This window comes from Terrabacter koreensis, assembly GCF_054783315.1.
In genome coordinates this window covers 1,440,764-1,459,360 of record NZ_BAAGQU010000004.1, presented here as the reverse complement: position 1 = coordinate 1,459,360, position 18,597 = coordinate 1,440,764, and the positions used below count along the sequence as shown (strand labels likewise).

Genomic DNA, 18,597 nt, shown 5'->3' with positions numbered 1-18,597 from the left:
TTGCAGCCGTCGCGCGTTGACCGTTGGCGGGTGTGTTGCGGGCAAGACGCATGTATGCCGCCCGCCCGAGGTGGGCGGACGGCATACGTGGTCGGACGGGAGGGCTCAGCAGCCGACGAGGCGCTGCGCCAGGTAGCCCTCGACCTGGTCGAGGGCGATGCGCTCCTGCGCCATGGTGTCGCGCTCGCGGATGGTCACCGCGTGGTCGTCGAGCGTGTCGAAGTCGACCGTGATGCAGAACGGCGTGCCGATCTCGTCCTGACGGCGGTAGCGCTTGCCGATGGCGCCGGCGTCGTCGAAGTCGATGTTCCAGTGCTTGCGCAGCGTGGCGGCGAGGTCGCGCGCCTTGGGCGACAGGTCGGCGTTGCGCGAGAGCGGCAGCACGGCGGCCTTGACCGGCGACAGGCGCGGGTCGAGGCGCAGCACGACACGCTTGTCGACGCCGCCCTTGGTGTTGGGCGCCTCGTCCTCGGCGTAGGCGTCGACGAGGAAGGTCATGAGCGAGCGGGACAGGCCGGCTGCCGGCTCGATGACGTACGGGGTGTACTTCTCGCCGGTCGTCTGGTCGAAGTAGACGAGGTCGGTGCCCGAGTGCTTCGTGTGCGTCGACAGGTCGAAGTCGGTGCGGTTGGCGATGCCCTCGAGCTCGCCCCACTCGGAGCCGGCGAACCTGAAGCGGTACTCGATGTCGACGGTGCGGGTCGAGTAGTGCGACAGCTTGTCGAGCGGGTGCTCGAAGTGGCGCAGGTTGTCGGGGTTGATGCCGAGGTCGGTGTACCACCGGGTGCGCTCGTCGATCCAGTACTGGTGCCACTCGGCGTCCTCGCCCGGCTTGACGAAGAACTCCATCTCCATCTGCTCGAACTCGCGCGTGCGGAAGATGAAGTTGCCGGGCGTGATCTCGTTGCGGAAGCTCTTGCCGGTCTGGGCGATGCCGAACGGCGGCTTCTTGCGCGACGCCTGCATGACGTTGTTGAAGTTGACGAAGATGCCCTGGGCGGTCTCGGGACGCAGGTAGTGCAGGCCCGACTCGTCCTCGATGACGCCGAGGTGGGTCTTGAGCATCATCTGGAAGTCGCGCGGCTCGGTCCACCGGCCCTTGGTGCCGCAGTCGGGGCACACGATGTCGGTCATCGGGATCGAGTCGGGGTCGGCGATGCCCTTCTTCTCCGCGAGTGCCTCCTGCAGGTGGTCCTGGCGGCGGCGCTTGTGGCAGTTGAGGCACTCGACGAGCGGGTCGGTGAACGTGCCGACGTGGCCGGAGGCGACCCAGGTCTCGCGCGGCAGGATGATCGAGGAGTCGAGGCCGACGACGTCGTCACGGCCGGTCACCATCGACTTCCACCACTGGCGCCGGATGTTTTCCTTGAGCTCGACGCCGAGGGGGCCGTAGTCCCAGGCAGACCGGGTGCCTCCGTAGATCTCACCGCTCGGGAAGACGAAGCCCCTGCGCTTGCAGAGGCTGACGACGGTGTCCACGATGGATGTCTGCTTGGCCATGCGGGACAGGTTATCGGGCCGGCGCCGGTCGGTTTACCACGTGTCCTGCGTATGCCGCCGCGTCCCCTACGCTCGTCAGGTGTCCTTGAGCTTCCGTTCCCGAGTCGAGCACGCGTCGGCCCCCTGGGTCGAACGGATGAACGCCGTGCCGCGGCCCGTGGCGATCGGCGTCCTCGTCGCCCTGCTGGCCGTCGGCGTCCTCGCGCCGCGTCCCTGGGCCGGCATCGCCTTCCTCGTCGTGGCCGCGTTCGTGGGGTGGCTGCTCTTCCTCACGTGGCAGCGGCTGGCGCTGCCGGAGCGGCTCATGCGCACTGCGGTGCTCGTGCTGGCCGTCGCCGTCGCCGTGGTGAGGATCGTGCCCGGCGCCTGACACGCGGGCTGCGCGCCTGCGCGGCGGCGCAACCGACGTCTCGATTTTGACAATCATTCTCATTTTGGGTGAGGATGGTTCCCGTGAGGCATCCCCTTCCACGTCCCCGCCGGCGCGTCGGCGCCCCGGCCAACCTGGCGGCTCTCGCCGTCACGGCCACCCTCGCCCTCGGCGCCTGCAGCGCCGGGTCCCCGCCGAGCGAGCCCGACTCTCCCATCGTGACGTCGTTCTACCCGATCCAGTTCGCGACCCAGCAGGTGGTCGGCGACACCGCCGAAGTCACGGTGCTGACCCGGCCCGGGGCCGAGCCGCACGACCTCGAGCTCGCGCCCCAGGACATCGGCGGCATGACCAAGGCGAGGCTCGTCGTCTACGCCGACGGGTTTCAGCCGGCGGTCGACGAAGCCGTCGGGCTCGTCGACGGCGCGAAGGTGCTCGACGTGGCCGACGCGGCGAAGCTCGTCCCGGCCAGTCCCGACGAGCACGAGGGCGAGTCGGCCGAGGAGCACGACGACCACGGTCACGGCGCCGACGACCCGCACTTCTGGCTCGACCCCACTCGCTACGCCGCCGTCGCCGAGGCCATCAGCGCGCGCCTGTCGAAGGACGACCCGTCCAGGTCCTCGACCTACGCGCGCAACACCGCAGCCTTCGTCGAGAAGCTGTCGCAGCTCGACGACGAGCTGCGGGTCGGCCTCGCGCACTGCCGCACCGAGCAGCTCGTCACCAGCCACGGCGCCTTCGGCTACCTGGCGGCCCGCTACGGCCTCCACCAGCAGGGCATCACCGGCATCTCCCCCGAGGCCGAGCCGAGCGCCAGCGCCCTCAAGGCCGTCTCCGACCTCGTGTCGTCGGCGGGCGTCACCACGATCTACCAGGAGACGCTCGTCGAACCGCACTTCGCGCAGACGGTCGCCGAGTCCACCGGGGCCAAGGTCGCGACGCTCGACCCGATCGAGGGCATCACCTCCGCCACGCGCGGCACGGACTACTTCGAGGTCATGCGTTGCAACCTCGCGACACTGCGCGAAGGACAGGGGTGCTCATGAGGTCCGCTCCGCTCCTGCCCGACGGCCCGGCGGCCCCTGACGCCGTCGTGGCCCTCCGCGGCGCCGGCTTCGGCTACGGCGACCGGCCCGTGCTGACCGACGTCGACCTGACGATCCGCAGCGGCGAGATCGTGGCCATCGTCGGCCCCAACGGCTCCGGCAAGTCCACCCTGATGAAGGGCGTGCTCGGCCTCAACGAGCGCACGTCCGGCACGGTCAGCCTCTTCGGCGTCGACAGCGCCGAGTTCCACGACCGCGCGCGCATCGGCTACGTGCCCCAACGGCATACGTTGTCGGGGTCGGTGCGGGCGACCGCCGAGGAGATCGTGTCGACGGGCCGCCTGGCCCGCATCGGCTGGCTCGGGCGGCTCCGCGCGGCCGACCGCCAGGTCGTGGCCCGCTCGCTCGAGGTCGTCGGTCTCGCCGACCGCGCCACCACCGAGGTGAGCACCCTCTCCGGCGGGCAGCAGCGCCGCGTCCTCATCGCACGTGCACTCGCCGCCGAGCCGGACATCCTGATCATGGACGAGCCGACCGCGGGCGTCGACGCCGCGAGCCAGCACGTGCTGGCCGACGTGCTCGAGCGCCTGGTCGAGCGCGACGTGACGATGGTGATCGTCACCCACGAGCTCGGCGCCCTCGAACGGCTGCTCAGCCGGATCGTCGTCGTCGACGGCGGGCACATCCGGTTCGACGGCACGCCGCAGGAGTACGCCCACGCCCGCGACCACGTGCACCACGACCATGACAGCCACCACCACGACCACGAGCTCGACGGGCACGCGTCGCTGGCGCACGGCCCGCTCGACACGACCCACCCCGAAGGGCGGCGGCCATGACCGACCTGCTCACGGTCGACTTCATGCAGCGGGCGCTCGTCGCCGCGCTGCTCGTCGGCACCGTCGCCCCGATGGTGGGCATCTTCCTCGTGCAGCGCCGGCTCTCGCTCATCGGGGACGGGATGGGCCACGTCGCGCTCGCGGGTGTCGCCATCGGTCTCGTCACCGGGTCCGCACCGGTGCTCACGGCGCTCGTGGCGGCGCTCGTCGCGGCCGTCGTCATCGAGCTGCTGCGCACTCGAGGCCGGACCAACGGCGACGTCGCGCTCGCCGTGATCTTCTACGGTGGCATCGCCGGCGGCGTCGTCATCATCAGCAAGTCACCCGACGGCACCCCGGCGAACCTCATGAAGTACCTCTTCGGGTCGATCCTCACCACGCAGCGCGGCGACCTCTACCTCTTCGCCGGTCTGGCCCTGCTCATCGCCGTCACCACGTGGGTGCTGCGCCCCCGCCTCTTCGCCGTCGCCAACGACGAGGAGTACGCGCGAGCGGTCGGCATCCCGGTGCTGCCCCTCAACATCGTGCTGGCCGTGCTCACGGCAACCACGGTCGTCGTCGCCATGCGTGTCGTCGGGCTGCTGCTCATCAGCGCCCTGATGATCGTGCCCAACGCCGCGAGCCAGCTCGTCGCGAGGTCGTTCAGCAGCGGGCTGCGCTGGGCCATCGGGTTCGGCCTGGTGTCGTCCGTCGGCGGCGTCGCCCTCTCCTACCCGCTCAACACCCCGTCCGGCGGCACCATCGTGCTGCTCGCGGTCGGGCTCTTCGTCGTCACGGCACTCGTCACCGGCATCCTGGCCCGGGTCGGCGGAGGCCGCCATGACGTCGCGGAACGGCACGAGCACGAGCACGGGGCGGAGTGCGGGCACCCGGCCGTGCCGCACGGCGACCACGTCGACTACGTCCATGACGGCCACCTCCACGCAGCGCACGAGGGCCACTACGACGAGCACGGAGTGCACCACCACGAGGACAGCCTGGCCGCCCGCGACGGCGCCACAACGTCCGACACGATCGCACCGACGACAGGGACGAGGCCATGACCGACCGGAGCAGCAGCACCACTCGCAAGCCGACCCGCCAGCAGGCCGCTGTCGCAGACCTGCTCGAGAAGTCCGACGACTTCACCTCGGCCCAGACCGTGCACGCCCGGCTGCGCGAGGCAGGCGCGGGCGTGGGCCTCGCCACGGTCTACCGGACCCTCCAGGCCATGGTCGACGCGGGCACGGTCGACGTCCTGCGCACCGACGACGGCGAGGCGGTCTACCGCGCCTGCTCGACGCACCACCACCACCATCTCGTGTGTCGGGCGTGCGGTCGCACCGTCGAGGTCGAGGGTCCCGCCGTCGAACGGTGGGCCGACAAGGTCGCAGAGGACCACGGGTTCCGCGACGTCACGCACACCCTCGAGATCTTCGGCACCTGCGCCGACTGCGCCACCGTAGGAAACTGAGCACTCGACGAGAAGCCCAGTCGAGTGCCCAGTTCCCGACGTCGCTAGGCGGTCGTGGGGGTGTCGACGGCGCCGCCGTAGCGGCGGTCACGGGCGACGTACTCCTCGATGGCGGCCCACAGGTCGCGCCGGTCGTAGTCGGGCCAGAGACGGTTCTGGAAGACCATCTCGGCGTAGGCCGACTGCCACAACAGGAAGTTCGAGGTGCGCTGCTCCCCCGACGACCTCACGAAGAGGTCGACGTCGGGCATCGTCGGCTCGTCGAGGTACTTCTTGATGGTCTTCTCGTCGACGGACCCCGGGCGCAGCCGACCGCCCTTGACGTCATGGGCGATTCGCTGCACGGCATCGGCGATCTCGGCACGTCCGCCGTAGTTCACGCAGAAGTAGAGGGTCAGCCCCGTGTTGTGCTGGGTCAGCTCCTGGGCGACCTCGAGCTCCTTGATGACCGACCGCCAGAGCCGCGGCGCGCGTCCGACCCAGCGCATGCGCACGCCCCACTCGTGCAGCTGGTCGCGGCGGCGCCGGATGACGTCGCGGTTGAATCCCATGAGGAAGCGCACCTCCTCGGGCGACCGGCGCCAGTTCTCGGTCGAGAACGCGTATGCCGACAGGTGCGTGACGCCGACCTCGACGGCCCCAGCGACGACGTCGAGCAGCGACGCCTCCCCGGCCTCGTGGCCCTTGGTGCGCGGCAGCCCCCGCTGGTTGGCCCACCGTCCGTTGCCGTCCATGACGATCGCCACGTGCTTGGGGAGCAGGTCGGCGGGGATCGAGGGCGGCGTGGCGCCGGACGGGTGCGGGAACGGCTTGGCGTACATGGGTCTCCGGATCGGTGAAGTCGGGTTCGATTGCGGCTCAGGCACGCTCGACCAGGCGCAGCGAACGCAGACCACGCTCGATGTGCCACTGCAGAAAGGCGGAGACCATGCCGTTGCCCTGACGACGATGCCGTTCGTCGCTCGCGTCGGCAACCTCCCAGTCGCCGGCGAGCAGGGAGGCGAGCAGCTCGAAGGTCTCGGGCGCGGGTGCGCTCGACCCGGGCGGACGGCATACGGAACAGACGGCCCCGCCCGACTGCACGTTGAAGGCACGGTGCGGCCCGCTCGCGCCGCAGCGCGCGCAGTCGACGAAGCTCGGCGCCCAGCCGGCGACGGCGAGCGAGCGCAGCAGGTAGGCGTCGAGGACGAGCCCCGGGTCGTGCGCCCGCTCGGCGAGCGACCGCAACGCACCGGCGAGGAGCAGGTACTGCTGGGTCTGCGGCTCGTGCTCCTCTGTGAGCTGGAGCGCGGTCTCGAGCATCGAGGTCGCGCACGTGTAGGCGGTGTAGTCGCGGGCGATCGCGTCGCCGTAGGGGGCGAGAGTCTCGACCTGGGTGACGGTGTCGAGGTTGCGACCCTCGTAGCACTGGACGTCGACGACCATGCCGGGCTCGAGCCGCGACCCGAAGCGCGACTTCGTGCGGCGCACGCCCTTGGCCACCGCGCGCACCCGCCCGCGCGTGCGCGTGAGCATCGTGATGATGCGGTCGGCCTCACCCAGCTTGTGGGTGCGCAGGACGATCGCCTCGTCACGGTAGAGGGGCATGCGGCCATTCTCCCCCGCCGCCCGTCGTGCGCCGCACCGCACGCGCCGTCGCCTCCGGAAAGCACGGCGAAGGCGCTCGAGACAGACCGCGTCAGTCGAACACGCGTTCGAGGTTTCGGGTTATCGTGGGGGCATGGACCTCGCTCTCCAGGGTTCGCTGCTCGACCTCAGCGACGCGATGACGCTGCGGGCCGTCGGCACCGGACTCACCCGCCACCACCTCGCGCGCGGCGCGTGGGTCGACGTGCGCCCGGGCTGGCTCGCCGCCGGTGACGAGCTCTTCACCGCCCTGCTGCGCGACGTCCCCTGGCACGCCGAGCGGCGACAGATGTACGACTCAGTGGTCGACGTGCCGAGACTGACCAAGTTCTACGCCGGCGGCGAGCAGCTCCCCCACCCGCTGCTCGACGAGGCGCGCGACGCCCTCAGCGCGCACTACGCCGACGAGCTCGGCGAGCCGTTCGTCACCGCCGGGCTGTGCCTCTACCGCGACGGCCGCGACAGCGTCGCCTGGCACGGCGACCGCATCGGCCGGTCGCGCGACAGCGACACGATGATCGCGATCCTGTCACTGGGGTCGCCCCGCACCCTGGCGCTCCGCCCGCGCGACGGCGGAGCCATCCCCGGGTCGACGACAAAGAGCTTGCGCTACCCCCTCGGACATGGTGACCTCGTGGTGATGGGTGGCTCGTGCCAGCTCACGTGGGACCATTCGGTGCCCAAGACGTCCGACCCCATGGGACCACGCATCTCCGTGCAGTTCCGTGTAGCCGGCGTCCGCTGACACCAAGGAGATTCCCGTATGCCGTCCAGCCGCTCAGGTGGCCCCCTTCCCTTCCTCGACCATCTCGCGGCCGACTCGGCGCGGTTCCGCGCCGCCCTCGCCGAGGCGCCCGCCGACGTGCGTGTGCCGACCTGCCCCGACTGGGACGCCGACGACCTGCTCTGGCACCTCGCCGAGGTGCAGTGGTTCTGGGGCGAGATCGCCGAACGGGGTCTCACCGACCCGGCCGAGCTCGACGCGATGGACTCCGACCGCGAGGAGCGCCCTGCCGACCGTGCCGGCCTGCTCGCCTTCCACGACCGGTCGAGCGAACGCCTCCACCGCCTCCTGTCCGAGCTGCCTCCCGAGACCCCGCTGTGGATGTGGGCCGACGACAAGACCGCGGGCTACATCCGGCGCCGGCAGGCCCACGAGGCGATGATCCACCGCCTCGACGCCGAGCTCACCGTCGGCGACCGCACACCCCTCGACTGCCGGCTCGCCGCTGACGGTGTCGACGAGGCACTGCGGATCATGCGCGGCTACGAGCCCGAGCCCGGCCTCACGCACGCGCCGACAGGCCCCGCCGTGACGATCGCGACGGTCGACGCGATGCACGCCTGGACCGTGACCCCCGTGCGCGTCACCGGCACCGACGGCGACGGCGACGCCATCGACACCCAGCGCTTCCTTGTGGTCGACGGGCCCGACGAGACGGCGGCCGCCGAGATCTGCGGGTCGGCCGCCGACCTCGACTGCTGGCTCTGGAACCGCCCCGCCGAGGGCGAGATCGCGCGCGACGGAGACCCTGCCGCCCTGGCCGCGGTCGACGCGGTGATCGGCGGCTCGATCGACTGAACCGGCGCCTGCGTCGGCGCCCTAGGCGCCGACGTAGTCGGCGAGGTGCTTGCCCGTGAGCGTCGAGCGGGCGGCCACCAGGTCGGCCGGGGTTCCCTCGAACACGACCGTGCCGCCGTCGTGGCCGGCGCCCGGGCCGAGGTCGATGATCCAGTCGGCGTGGGCCATGACGGCCTGGTGGTGCTCGATGACGATGACCGACTTGCCCGAGTCGACGAGACGGTCGAGCAGCCCGAGCAGCTGCTCGACGTCGGCCAGGTGCAGGCCGGTCGTCGGCTCGTCGAGGACGTAGGTGCCGCCCTTCTCACCGAGGTGAGTGGCGAGCTTGAGCCGCTGCCGCTCGCCGCCCGAGAGCGTCGTCAGCGGCTGGCCGAGGCTGAGGTAGCCGAGGCCGACGTCCTCGAGGCGGCCGAGGATGGTCGCGGCAGCCGGAACCTTGGCCTCGCCCTCGCTGAAGAAGGCGTGCGCCTCCGACACCGGCATGGCGAGCACCTCGGCGATGTTCTTGCCCCCGAGCTCGTACTCCAGCACGGCCGCCTGGAACCGCCGGCCCTCGCAGTCCTCGCACGGCGACTCGACGGTGGCCATGACCCCGAGCTCGGTGAAGATGACTCCGGCGCCGTTGCAGGTCGGGCACGCCCCCTCGGAGTTGGAGCTGAAGAGCGCAGGCTTGACCCCGTTTGCCTTGGCGAACGCCTTGCGGATCGGTTCGAGCAGGTCGGTGTAGGTCGCCGGGTTGCTGCGGCGCGATCCCTTGATCGCGGCCTGGTCGATCGTGACGACGCCCTCGCGGCCCTCGACGGAGCCACGCACCAGCGAGCTCTTGCCCGAGCCGGCCACGCCGGTGAGCACGACGAGCACCCCGAGAGGGATGTCGATGTCGACGTCGCGCAGGTTGTTGGTGTCGGCGCCGCGCACCTTGAGGGTGCCGGTGGGTGTGCGCACCGTCGACCTCAAGGTGGCGCGGTCGTCGAGATGGCGTCCCGTGACGGTGTCGCTGGCGCGCAGGTCCTCGACCGTGCCCTCGAAGACGATCTGGCCGCCGCCTGTGCCGGCTGCCGGGCCGAGGTCGACGACGTGGTCGGCGATGGCGATGGTCTCGGGCTTGTGCTCGACGACGAGCACGGTGTTGCCCTTGTCGCGCAGCCGCAGGAGCAGGCCGTTCATCTGGGCGATGTCGTGCGGGTGCAGCCCGATCGTCGGCTCGTCGAAGACGTAGGTGACGTCGGTGAGCGAGCTGCCGAGATGACGGATCATCTTGGTGCGCTGCGCTTCTCCGCCCGACAGGGTGCCGGCGGGTCGCTCGAGCGAGAGGTAGCCGAGCCCGATCTCGACGAACGAGTCGAGGCTGTGGCGCAGCGCGGTCAGCAGAGGCGCGACGGAGGGCTCGTCGAGGTCGCGCAGCCACTCGGCGAGGTCGCTGATCTGCATGGAGCACAGGTCGGCGATGCACTTGCCCCCGATCTTGGACGAGCGGGCCTCGGGCGTCAGGCGGGTCCCGTCGCACTCGGGACAGGTCTGGAACGTCACGGCGCGCTCGACGAACCGGCGCACGTGCGGCTGCATGGCCTCGGGGTCCTTGGACAGCATCGACTTCTGGATCTTGGGGATGATCCCCTCGAAGGTGAGGTTGACGCCCTCGACCTTGATCTTGGTCGGCTCGGCGTAGAGCATCGTGTCGAGCTGCCTCTTGGTGAACTTCTCGATCGGGGTGTCCATGGGCAGCCCGACGCCCTCGAAGAGCCGGCCGTACCACCCGTCCATCGAGTAGCCGGGGACGGTCAGGGCCCCGTCGCTCAGCGACTTCGTCTCGTCGTAGAGGGCGGTCCGGTCGATGTCGCTGACGTGGCCCATGCCCTCGCACCGCGGGCACATGCCGCCGAGGTAGACAGCCTCGCGCACCACGGCCTTCGAGACCCGGCCACCCTTGTCGGTGGACATGACGCCACTCGCCTTGCGGGTGGGCACGTTGAAGGAGTACGCCGTGGGCGGGCCGACGTGCGGCTGACCGAGGCGGCTGAAGAGGATGCGCAGCATCGCGTTGGCGTCCGTGGCCGTGCCGACGGTCGAGCGCGGGTTGGCGCCCATGCGCTCCTGGTCGACGATGATCGCCGTCGTCAGCCCCTCGAGCACGTCGACGTCGGGCCGCGCGAGGTTCGGCATGAAGCCCTGCACGAAGGCGCTGTAGGTCTCGTTGATCATGCGCTGCGAGTCGGCCGCGATGGTGTCGAAGACGAGCGAGCTCTTGCCGGAGCCGGACACCCCGGTGAAGACGGTGAGCCGGCGCTTCGGGATCTCGACGCTCACGTCCTTGAGGTTGTTCTCGCGCGCCCCCTGCACGCGGATCAGGTCGTGGCTGTCGGCGACGTGGCGCTCGGACGTCTCGGTGGCGGTCTGGCTGGCCTTGCTCATCGTGTCTCCATCGTCAGTGGTGGGCATCGAAGTCCGTCCGGGTCGCCGGGGCGTCAGACCAGCCAGCGGCCGTCCCGCATGAGGTCGCGCCCGGCGAGCTCGTCGGCTTCACGCCAGGCCTGCACGCGCCGGGGCGCGATGCGAAACCAACGGTACGACGTGGAAAGCTGCCGCGGGTCGAAGCCGGTGCGCGCGGCGAACCGGTCACCCTCCTGCTGCCCCAGCTCGCCGATCTCGAGCACCTCGACGTCACCGTCGACCATCGTGACGTCGCGGGTCTCGCCGAGGCCCAGGCGCACCGTGCGGCCGGCCGCGAGGTTGCGGCCGGTCGGGCTGTCGGTCGGCGTCGCGACGAGCAGCACCTCGCCGTCCCAGTCGAAGGAGAGCGGAACGAGGTACGGCGTCCCGTCGGCCGAGGCGGTCGCGACCCAGAGGTCGACGTCCTCCGTCAGCCGGGTCTCGGTGTCTCGTCGGCGTTGGGCGCGGGGGCGCGGCTCGTCGGTCACGGTCACTCCAGGGTGCTCGGTGCGCGGTCTCTCACGGTCACGCTATCCGCGACGCCGGGAAGTGGGCACTCGACCTGAGGTGGGCGTCGGGAACTGGGCACTCGACGGGGGGGTCATCAGGTCCGCGGTCGGCGGCCGGGCCGCGGCAGCGACGAGTGGACGGTCCCCGCGAGCGCCACGACGAGCGGCACGAACGCGAAGAGGTAGCGCGACCGCCCCTGCAGCACGAGGGTGAAGGCGGCGATCCCGAGCACCGAGACGGCGAGGAGGAGGGTTTCGCGCCGGTAGGGGGCGCGCAGCAGCCCGACACCTGCCACGAGCAGCACTGCCAGCCACAAGGCCTGCGTGAGGTCTACCCGCAACGGATATCCAGATCCGTGGAAACCGTTGAGCTCGTGGACGGCTCCCGTGAGGCCGGTCGCCGGCGCCAGGGCTCCCGGCAGGGAGTCCGGCCCCTCGCCCCACGCCCAGAACATCCCGTCGCCCCAGTTCCAGGCCGCCTTGTTGCCGTAGAAGGCGAGCGTTCCACCGAGACCGCGCTCGGCCCAGCGGTCGCCGAGGAAGCCCGCCGCATACGCCCTCATCTGCTCCTGGTCGCTGTGGGTCACGGCGTCGACCATCTGTCGGGAGTAGGCGCCGTAGTTCACGACCCCGCCGGGAGTGCGCTGCTCGTCGGCGCCGAGGGCGACCCACCAGAGGATCGGCGGTGTCGCGGTGGCGTCGATGCGCGACGAGTCGACCCCCGAGACCGTCGTGGCGGCGGCCGACAGGCCCAGACCGACCCCCACGAAGGCGGCCATCGAGACGGCACACGCCGCGATGACACCCGCCCGTCGGCCGGGCAGCAGGTCGTGGTCGAAGATCGCGACCACCGCCGTCAGGACGCCGGCGATGGCGACGACCACCGGCGTCGTCTTGATCGCGTACGCGACCGCCACACAGACGACCGACAGGGACCACAGCACGATGCGGGACACCCGCGGGCCGGGAGCGAGTGCCTTCACGGCCAGGGCCACCCCACCGGCCACGAAGGGCATGGCGTAGAAGTCGGTGTAGGGCACGGCCAGCCACGGGCTCGTGCCGACGAGGACGAGCGTCGCCAGCTGGGCCGCGAAGGCCGGGCCACGACCGGCCACGCGCACGACGACCAGGTGGACGGCATACAGGGTGACGCCGACGCAGGCGGCGTTGAGCGGAACGAGGATGGCATCGGGCGACAGTGAGAAGGCTTGTCCCACAGCGACGCCCATGCGGTCGATGGCAAGGAGGGGGACGTTGTTGGGGTACAGCGAGAGGTAGTCGTAGTCGTCGGTGCTCAGCGGGCGCCCGGCCTGCAACGCCCTCGCCATGTCCATCACGACGCGGGCGTCCCAGCCGTAGCGGTAGCCCGTCATCATCCCCACGGCACCTGCCACGACCGCCCCGCCGACGGCCGTTGCCGCCGGCAACCACCGGCTCTTCGCCCACCCGGGCACGCGGGCGAGCACTGCGAGCGCCAGCAGGCCCAGGGTCGCCGGGACGACGACGAGCGGACGGTGCGCCACGTTGACCGCGCGTGGGGCCACCACGCCCACGATCGCGACGGCGACGAGCGACACCCCGGTCAGCCTGAGCAGGGCTCGGCCGACCGGGGTGTCCATGGGGCGTGACGCTACCTCAGCCGTTCGCGTCGGCGGCAGCCGCCTCGTCGGCGACGCGGTCGCGGTAGGCACGGTTGCACGCCGACACGACGGCCTTGAGCGAGGCCGTCACGATGGACGAGTCGACCCCGACGCCCCAGAGCACCCGGGGGCCGATGGCGCACTCGACGTAGGCCGCGGCGCGGGCGTCGCCGCCGGCCGACAGCGCGTGCTCGGCGTAGTCGAGGACGCGCATGTCGGGGGCGCCCTCGATCGTCATGAAGGCGTCGAGGAAGGCCGCGATCGGGCCGTTCCCGCGGCCGGTGATGGTGACCGGCTCGCCGTTGTCGGTGATCGTCGCCTCGATCGTGGAGTCGCCGTCGACGGTCGAGTCGGTGACGACGTTGACGAGCTCGAAGCGACCCCACGGCTTCGCCGGGTCGGGCAGGTACTCGTCCTGGAAGCGCGACCACAGCTCGGACGGGGCCACCTCACCGCCGTCCTGGTCGACGCCGCGCTGCACGACCCCGGAGAACTCGATCTGGAGCCGGCGCGGCAGGTCCATCTGGTGCTCGGACTTCATGATGTAGGAGACGCCGCCCTTGCCGGACTGGCTGTTCACGCGGACGACGGCCTCGTAGGAGCGGCCCAGGTCGTGCGGGTCGACGGGCAGGTAGGGCACGCCCCAGACGAGGTCGCCGACGCTCGTCCCCTTGTCCTTGGCCTCGACCTCCATCGCCTCGAAGCCCTTCTTGATGGCGTCCTGGTGGGAGCCGCTGAAGGCCGTGAAGACGAGGTCGCCGCCGTAGGGGTGGCGCTCTCCGACGGGCAGCTGGTTGCAGTACTCGACGGTGCGGCGGATCTCGTCGATGTCGCTGAAGTCGATCTGCGGGTCGACGCCCTGGCTGAAGAGGTTCATGCCGAGGGTGACGAGGTCGACGTTGCCGGTGCGCTCGCCGTTGCCGAAGAGGCACCCCTCGATGCGGTCGGCGCCGGCGAGGTAGCCGAGCTCGGCGGCGGCGACGCCGGTGCCCCGGTCGTTGTGCGGGTGCAGGCTCACGACGAGGGACTCGCGCCGGTCGAGGTGGCGCACCATCCACTCGATCGAGTCGGCGTAGACGTTCGGCGTGATCATCTCGACGGTCGCGGGCAGGTTGACGATCATCTTGTGGTCGGGCGTCGGGTCGATGACGTCGATGACCGCGTTGCAGATGCGCATCGCGAAGTCGAGCTCGGTGCCGGTGTAGGACTCGGGCGAGTACTCGTAGTAGATCGTCGTGTCGGGGATCGTCTCCTCGAGCTTCTTGATGAGCCGTGCGCCCTGGACGGCGATGTCGATGATGCCGTCCTGGTCGAGGCCGAAGACGACGCGGCGCTGCAGGATCGAGGTCGAGTTGTAGAAGTGGACGATCGCCTCCTTCGCACCGCGGATCGCGTCGAAGGTGCGCTCGATGAGGTGGTCGCGGCACTGGGTCAGCACCTGGATCGTCACGTCGTCGGGGATGTGACCACCGTCGATGAGCTCGCGGCAGAAGTCGAAGTCGGTCTGGCTGGCCGACGGGAAGCCGATCTCGATCTCCTTGTAGCCCATCTTCACGAGCAGCTGGAACATGCGCAGCTTGCGCTCGGAGTTCATCGGGTCGATGAGGGCCTGGTTGCCGTCACGCAGGTCGACGGCGCACCAGCGCGGCGCACGCTCGATGCGCTTGGTCGGCCACGTGCGGTCGGGCAGGTCGAAGGGGATCTGCTCGTGGAACGGCACGTACTTCTGGAACGGCATTCCCGACGTCTGCTGCGGGTGGATCATCGTGCACTCTCTCTCATCTGCGTTTCGCTCGGTGTCCGGCCGGACACGGGAAACTCCGCGACGAGGAGGGCCGGGATCAGGCCTCGTCGCGGCAGAGAAGGAGGAGGCTCGCCGCACGCACGGCATCACCGTATGCCGCCGGGATCGCTCCCGTCCACAGGCTGGGCCGGGACGCCCGGATCCTGAGACCGGGTCCGGGCGTCCCTGCTGCCGTGGCGGCGCGGCCGGTTCGCGTCAGCCCTGTCCGGCGGCCGTCTCGGCACTCTGCGACGTGCCGGAGCCGTGCGCGTCGCCCCCGAGGAGCAGCATGCCGTCGGCAGCCACCCCGACGAGCGTCACGGCCACCATCGCCGCGATCACGAGGCCGGTGCGGTGGGCGCTCACCGTCCGGATCCGCACGGCGTCCTGGTCGTCCTGGTCGTCCTGGGCGCCCTCGCCGTCCCCTTCGGTGCTCTCGGTGGAACGGAGCGCCAGCGCGAAGGCGACCGCTGCCGCCTCCAGCACGGCGCACGCGAGGTCGCTCATGCCCAGTGCCTCGGGCACGCCCGGCTCGGGCCCCAGCGGCAGGCCCACCGTCCTGCTCACGACCCAGAGGACGATCGGCCCGGCCGCGGCCACGACGGCCGCGGCGCGCACCGCGCCCGTCGGCCGCACGAGCACGGCGACCCCGACGAGGAGCTGGGCCGCGGCGAGGGCCATGAAGAACAGGCCGGCGGCCGCCCACTCGGTGAGGTGCTCGGGCACGACCGCCACGTGGATGACCGCGGCGCCGACGAGCGCTCCCACCAGCCCGAGGACCCGGTCGTCCGCGCGCGAGGCCCTGACTGCCCTCGGTGAGGTGACGCGGAGGCGCCCACCACGCATGGCGACCATCCAGCCCACGACGAGCACGTTGGTCAGGAGCACGAGGCCCGCGCCGTAGCCCACGGCGTGGGCCTGCAGCCAGAAGCTGTCGGACTGCAGGCGGGCGATGCAGTCGACACCGCACGTGGTGCTCATCGAGCCCATGTGCTCGATGAGGCCGGACTGGAGCCGGAAGTCCACCGCGGCGCTGACGAACAGGTGGGCCGCACCGACGAGGGAGGCGGCCAGCGTGACGAGCCAGGCGGACGCGACGACCGCGCGTGCGCCGCGCAGCACCGGCCCGAAGCGACGCTTGGCCACGGTGAGGGCGGCGAGCACCCCCACGACGTAGAGCGGTGTCATGACGGCCGACTCGCGCAGCCACGTCGCGAACGGCTCTCCGGTGCGCTCGATCGCGCCGACCGCTCCGCGCACGGAGATGACCCAGAACCCGTCGGCGAAGGCGAGCACGACGGCGAGCGAGATGACGGTGAACCACGGGACGGCGGACGACGGCTCGGGCGAAGGAGCCGCCGGCCGTGCGGACGCCGCACCGGTCGACGTCGACGGCACCGGAGTCGGGCGCGTGCCCGCGCCGCCGGAGTGCGCCCGGAAGGGGTGGATGGGTTGAACGGAACGAGTCGCCATAGGGACCAGCCTCGAGTCTGCAGTGAAAAGGTAAGGGCTTCACGGCGATCGGGGTGGCCGCCCCGAAGGGCGACCACCCGCGGTCGGTGGTCCGGGCTACGTGATCTCCCAGCCGAACATCATGGCGTGGTCCTCGTGGGCGAGGTTGTGGCAGTGCGCCACGTACGGCCCGTGGAAGTCGCGGAAGCCGCGGTAGACGATCACGGACTCGCTCGGGTCGAGCGCCACGAGGTCCTCTCGCGACACGTCCTCCGGGTGTCCCGTGTCGGCCTTGAGCGACACGTCCTTGCCGTTTCGCATGACGGTGCGGTGCTCCTCCATGTGCAGGTGGAAGGGGTGCACCCAGCCGCCTCCGCCGTTGCGGATCTCCCACAGGTTGAAGCTGTTCATCTTCTGCGACGCCAGGGACGTCTTGCCGGCCGGGTTCTTCAGGCTGGTGGCGACGGTGCCCGGCTCGAACGGCTTGCCGTTGATGAGCCATTCGACGTCGGCGCCGGCGCTGCCGCGCTGGACCTCGAAGATCAGACGGTTGTCCATCATCGACTGCCAGTTGCTCGGCAGCGGCGGCAGGGCCCGCATGAGCCGGTTCGGCGGCGGCATGATGCTGTTGTCGGGCACGGTGTCACCGATGACGAACTTCAGCATCGGCACCTTGTAGTTGGGGTCGGACGAGAAGCGCGAGGAGCTCGCCCACTTGCGGCCGTCGGGCATCTTCATGACGTTCGTCAGGTAGATGACGTCACCCTTCGTCGTGGGCGTGCCGTCCGCGTACTTCGTGAAGTCGATGATGACCTCGCGACGCTTGGCCGGCCACAGCTCGAACGAGCTCCGCGTGATCGGGAAGGGCAGGAGGCCGCCGTCGGAGGCGATCTGCACGAACTTCATGCACTCCTGGCCGTCCGGGATGCGGTACTGCCCCTGCAGCTCGTCACCCGAGTAGCCCAGCGACACAGAGGACTTCGGCCCCTTGGTCGAGCTCATGAGCTTGAACTCGTAGATGCGCGACACCGAGGCGTCGAGGAACCGGAACCGGTACTTACGGCGCTTGACGTTGAGCACCGGGTACGCCGTGCCGTTGACGGTGAAGATGTCACCGACGAAGCCGTGCGACGGGAAGTGCTTGAAGAACGTCTTGCCCCACCACTCGGGATGCGTCTTCGGGTTGTTGGCCGCCGGGAACTCCCCGAGGCCGTCGTGCACGTCCTTGTGGGTCGTCACGCCGTCGTCGAGACGCGTGTCGTAGAACGCCAGCGGGATGTCGTAGTCCACGTCGAACGAGCCGTCGTCGTGGTTGCGACGGACACCGGGCAGGCGCAGGCCGTAGCGCTCGTCGCCCATGTCGAGGTTGTTCTTCGGGTCGTAGATCGGGTAGAGGCCGACCATGCCCTTGTAGACGTTGGCGCCGGTGTGGTCCATGCGGTGGTCGTGGAACCAGAAGAAGCTCTGCTTCTCGCGGTCGTCGTTGCCCGCCGGCCAGTTGAGGTAGAGGTTGTCGCACCACGTCTGCGGGAGGTACCCGTGGGTCTTCGGCCCGTAGTTCATCGTGTAGTGCGGGTTGCCGTCGCTCTCGGGCGCGGTGTGACCGTTGTGCAGGTGGGTCAGGAACGACCAGTCCGGAGCGCCGAAGTCCTGCCGGTCCAGGCCCAGCTCGTTCTCGTCGAGCCTGTTGATGAACCGCACGAGCGCGGGCTTGCCGTACTCGGCGTTGATCATCGGGCCCGGGAACGTCCCGTTGAAGCCGTAGATGGTGCTGGGCGGCAGGTCGCGGATCGTCCCCGCGGCGTACGTCTTGCCGCTCGAGTCGAACGAGACCGTCGGCTTGCCGCCGGCGTCGATGGGCAGCACCTTCGACGTCGTGAACGAGTGAGGCCGCACCTGCAGCTCGATCCGGTAGACGATCGGGTCCGGGCAGTTGATGGTCTTCGACCAGATCTGGTGCTGCTCGTTGCTCAGCGAGTTCTGCTGTCCCACGCCTGGTCCCGGTGGGGATGCCCACCCGCTGAACTCGGTCACCGGGATCGGGCGAAGTGCCTGCGGCACGGTCAGCGCGTCCTTGAACGGTGACATGATGAGCGGGCTCGTCGGATAGGTCTCGATGTAGAAGAGCAGGTCGCTGAGCGCTGTCGACGTGCCGGCGAATGCGCCGTCGGCGTTGAGCAGCCCACCCTTCTCGAGCCCCGGGACGGCGAAGACCTTGGCCCCGACCACCGCCGCTGTCAGCCCCCCGGCCGCCCCCATCCTCAGCAACGTCCGGCGCCCCAGTCCCCCTGGTTCTGCAGTTGTTTGCGTGTCCATGACACAGATCCCCTCTTACCTGGTCGTGCGGTGGAACCTCCCCGCGCA

Annotated in this window: 16 protein-coding genes; 7 read left to right on the top strand and 9 right to left on the bottom strand. The window is 70.3% G+C overall.

Annotated elements, in window-relative coordinates; translation table 11 throughout:
• Window positions 1-105 precede the first annotated feature (105 nt).
• Window positions 106-1,500 (bottom strand): glycine--tRNA ligase, encoded by a 1,395-nt coding sequence (locus tag ACYVNR_RS09545; RefSeq protein ID WP_045193227.1) that lies wholly within the window; start codon window positions 1,498-1,500, stop codon window positions 106-108.
• Between the two features lie 79 nt (window positions 1,501-1,579).
• Here ACYVNR_RS09545 and ACYVNR_RS09540 point away from each other — a divergent pair, with 79 nt between their 5' ends.
• From ACYVNR_RS09540 to ACYVNR_RS09520, 5 genes are all read left to right on the top strand, one after another.
• Window positions 1,580-1,870, top strand: a complete 291-nt coding sequence (locus tag ACYVNR_RS09540) for a DUF6703 family protein (protein ID WP_045193228.1) — start codon at window positions 1,580-1,582, stop codon at window positions 1,868-1,870.
• 74 nt (window positions 1,871-1,944) lie between these two features.
• Window positions 1,945-2,919 carry a metal ABC transporter substrate-binding protein gene (locus ACYVNR_RS09535; RefSeq protein ID WP_461048300.1) on the top strand — a complete coding sequence of 325 codons (975 nt, stop codon included), beginning with the start codon at window positions 1,945-1,947 and terminating at the stop codon, window positions 2,917-2,919.
• Window positions 2,916-3,758: a metal ABC transporter ATP-binding protein gene (locus ACYVNR_RS09530; protein WP_461047864.1), complete on the top strand. Its 843-nt coding sequence runs from the start codon at window positions 2,916-2,918 to the stop codon at window positions 3,756-3,758. The genes ACYVNR_RS09535 and ACYVNR_RS09530 overlap by 4 nt, the downstream gene beginning before the upstream one ends.
• Window positions 3,755-4,801, top strand: coding sequence for a metal ABC transporter permease (locus tag ACYVNR_RS09525; protein WP_461047863.1), 1,047 nt, complete (start codon window positions 3,755-3,757; stop codon window positions 4,799-4,801). The genes ACYVNR_RS09530 and ACYVNR_RS09525 overlap by 4 nt, the downstream gene beginning before the upstream one ends.
• Window positions 4,798-5,211 carry a Fur family transcriptional regulator gene (locus tag ACYVNR_RS09520; protein WP_045193231.1) on the top strand — a complete coding sequence of 138 codons (414 nt, stop codon included), beginning with the start codon at window positions 4,798-4,800 and terminating at the stop codon, window positions 5,209-5,211. The genes ACYVNR_RS09525 and ACYVNR_RS09520 overlap by 4 nt, the downstream gene beginning before the upstream one ends.
• 44 nt (window positions 5,212-5,255) lie before the next feature.
• On the opposite strand, the gene ACYVNR_RS09515 is transcribed toward ACYVNR_RS09520, so the two are convergent.
• Both ACYVNR_RS09515 and recO read right to left on the bottom strand, forming a co-directional pair.
• Window positions 5,256-6,032, bottom strand: a complete 777-nt coding sequence (locus tag ACYVNR_RS09515; protein WP_045193232.1) for an isoprenyl transferase — start codon at window positions 6,030-6,032, stop codon at window positions 5,256-5,258.
• Window positions 6,033-6,069: 37 nt separating this feature from the next.
• The gene (recO, locus tag ACYVNR_RS09510; protein WP_045193233.1) at window positions 6,070-6,798 is read right to left on the bottom strand and encodes a DNA repair protein RecO; all 729 of its coding nucleotides are present in this window, start codon (window positions 6,796-6,798) and stop codon (window positions 6,070-6,072) included.
• A gap of 133 nt (window positions 6,799-6,931) precedes the next feature.
• On the opposite strand from recO, the gene ACYVNR_RS09505 reads away from it, so the two are divergent.
• Window positions 6,932-7,582: an alpha-ketoglutarate-dependent dioxygenase AlkB gene (locus ACYVNR_RS09505; RefSeq protein ID WP_461047862.1), complete on the top strand. Its 651-nt coding sequence runs from the start codon at window positions 6,932-6,934 to the stop codon at window positions 7,580-7,582.
• Window positions 7,583-7,600: 18 nt separating this feature from the next.
• Window positions 7,601-8,419, top strand: a complete 819-nt coding sequence (locus ACYVNR_RS09500; protein WP_461047861.1) for a maleylpyruvate isomerase family mycothiol-dependent enzyme — start codon at window positions 7,601-7,603, stop codon at window positions 8,417-8,419.
• 21 nt (window positions 8,420-8,440) lie between these two features.
• On the opposite strand, the gene ACYVNR_RS09495 is transcribed toward ACYVNR_RS09500, so the two are convergent.
• The 6 genes from ACYVNR_RS09495 to ACYVNR_RS09470 all read right to left on the bottom strand — a co-directional run bounded on the left by ACYVNR_RS09495 (window position 8,441) and on the right by ACYVNR_RS09470 (window position 18,492).
• Window positions 8,441-10,831 carry an ATP-binding cassette domain-containing protein gene (locus ACYVNR_RS09495; RefSeq protein ID WP_461047860.1) on the bottom strand — a complete coding sequence of 797 codons (2,391 nt, stop codon included), beginning with the start codon at window positions 10,829-10,831 and terminating at the stop codon, window positions 8,441-8,443.
• 53 nt (window positions 10,832-10,884) lie between these two features.
• Window positions 10,885-11,337 (bottom strand): pyridoxamine 5'-phosphate oxidase family protein, encoded by a 453-nt coding sequence (locus ACYVNR_RS09490; RefSeq protein ID WP_045190556.1) that lies wholly within the window; start codon window positions 11,335-11,337, stop codon window positions 10,885-10,887.
• 116 nt (window positions 11,338-11,453) lie between these two features.
• Entirely contained in the window at window positions 11,454-12,977 is a 1,524-nt protein-coding gene (locus tag ACYVNR_RS09485; protein ID WP_461047859.1) for a glycosyltransferase family protein, read from the bottom strand.
• Window positions 12,978-12,993: 16 nt separating this feature from the next.
• On the bottom strand, window positions 12,994-14,763 hold the full coding sequence (gene leuA / locus ACYVNR_RS09480) for a 2-isopropylmalate synthase (protein WP_461047858.1): 1,770 nt from the start codon (window positions 14,761-14,763) through the stop codon (window positions 12,994-12,996).
• Between the two features lie 234 nt (window positions 14,764-14,997).
• Window positions 14,998-16,254 carry a hypothetical protein gene (locus ACYVNR_RS09475; protein ID WP_461047857.1) on the bottom strand — a complete coding sequence of 419 codons (1,257 nt, stop codon included), beginning with the start codon at window positions 16,252-16,254 and terminating at the stop codon, window positions 14,998-15,000.
• 96 nt (window positions 16,255-16,350) lie between these two features.
• Entirely contained in the window at window positions 16,351-18,492 is a 2,142-nt protein-coding gene (locus ACYVNR_RS09470) for a multicopper oxidase family protein (RefSeq protein ID WP_461047856.1), read from the bottom strand.
• Between the last annotated feature and the right edge of the window lie 105 nt (window positions 18,493-18,597).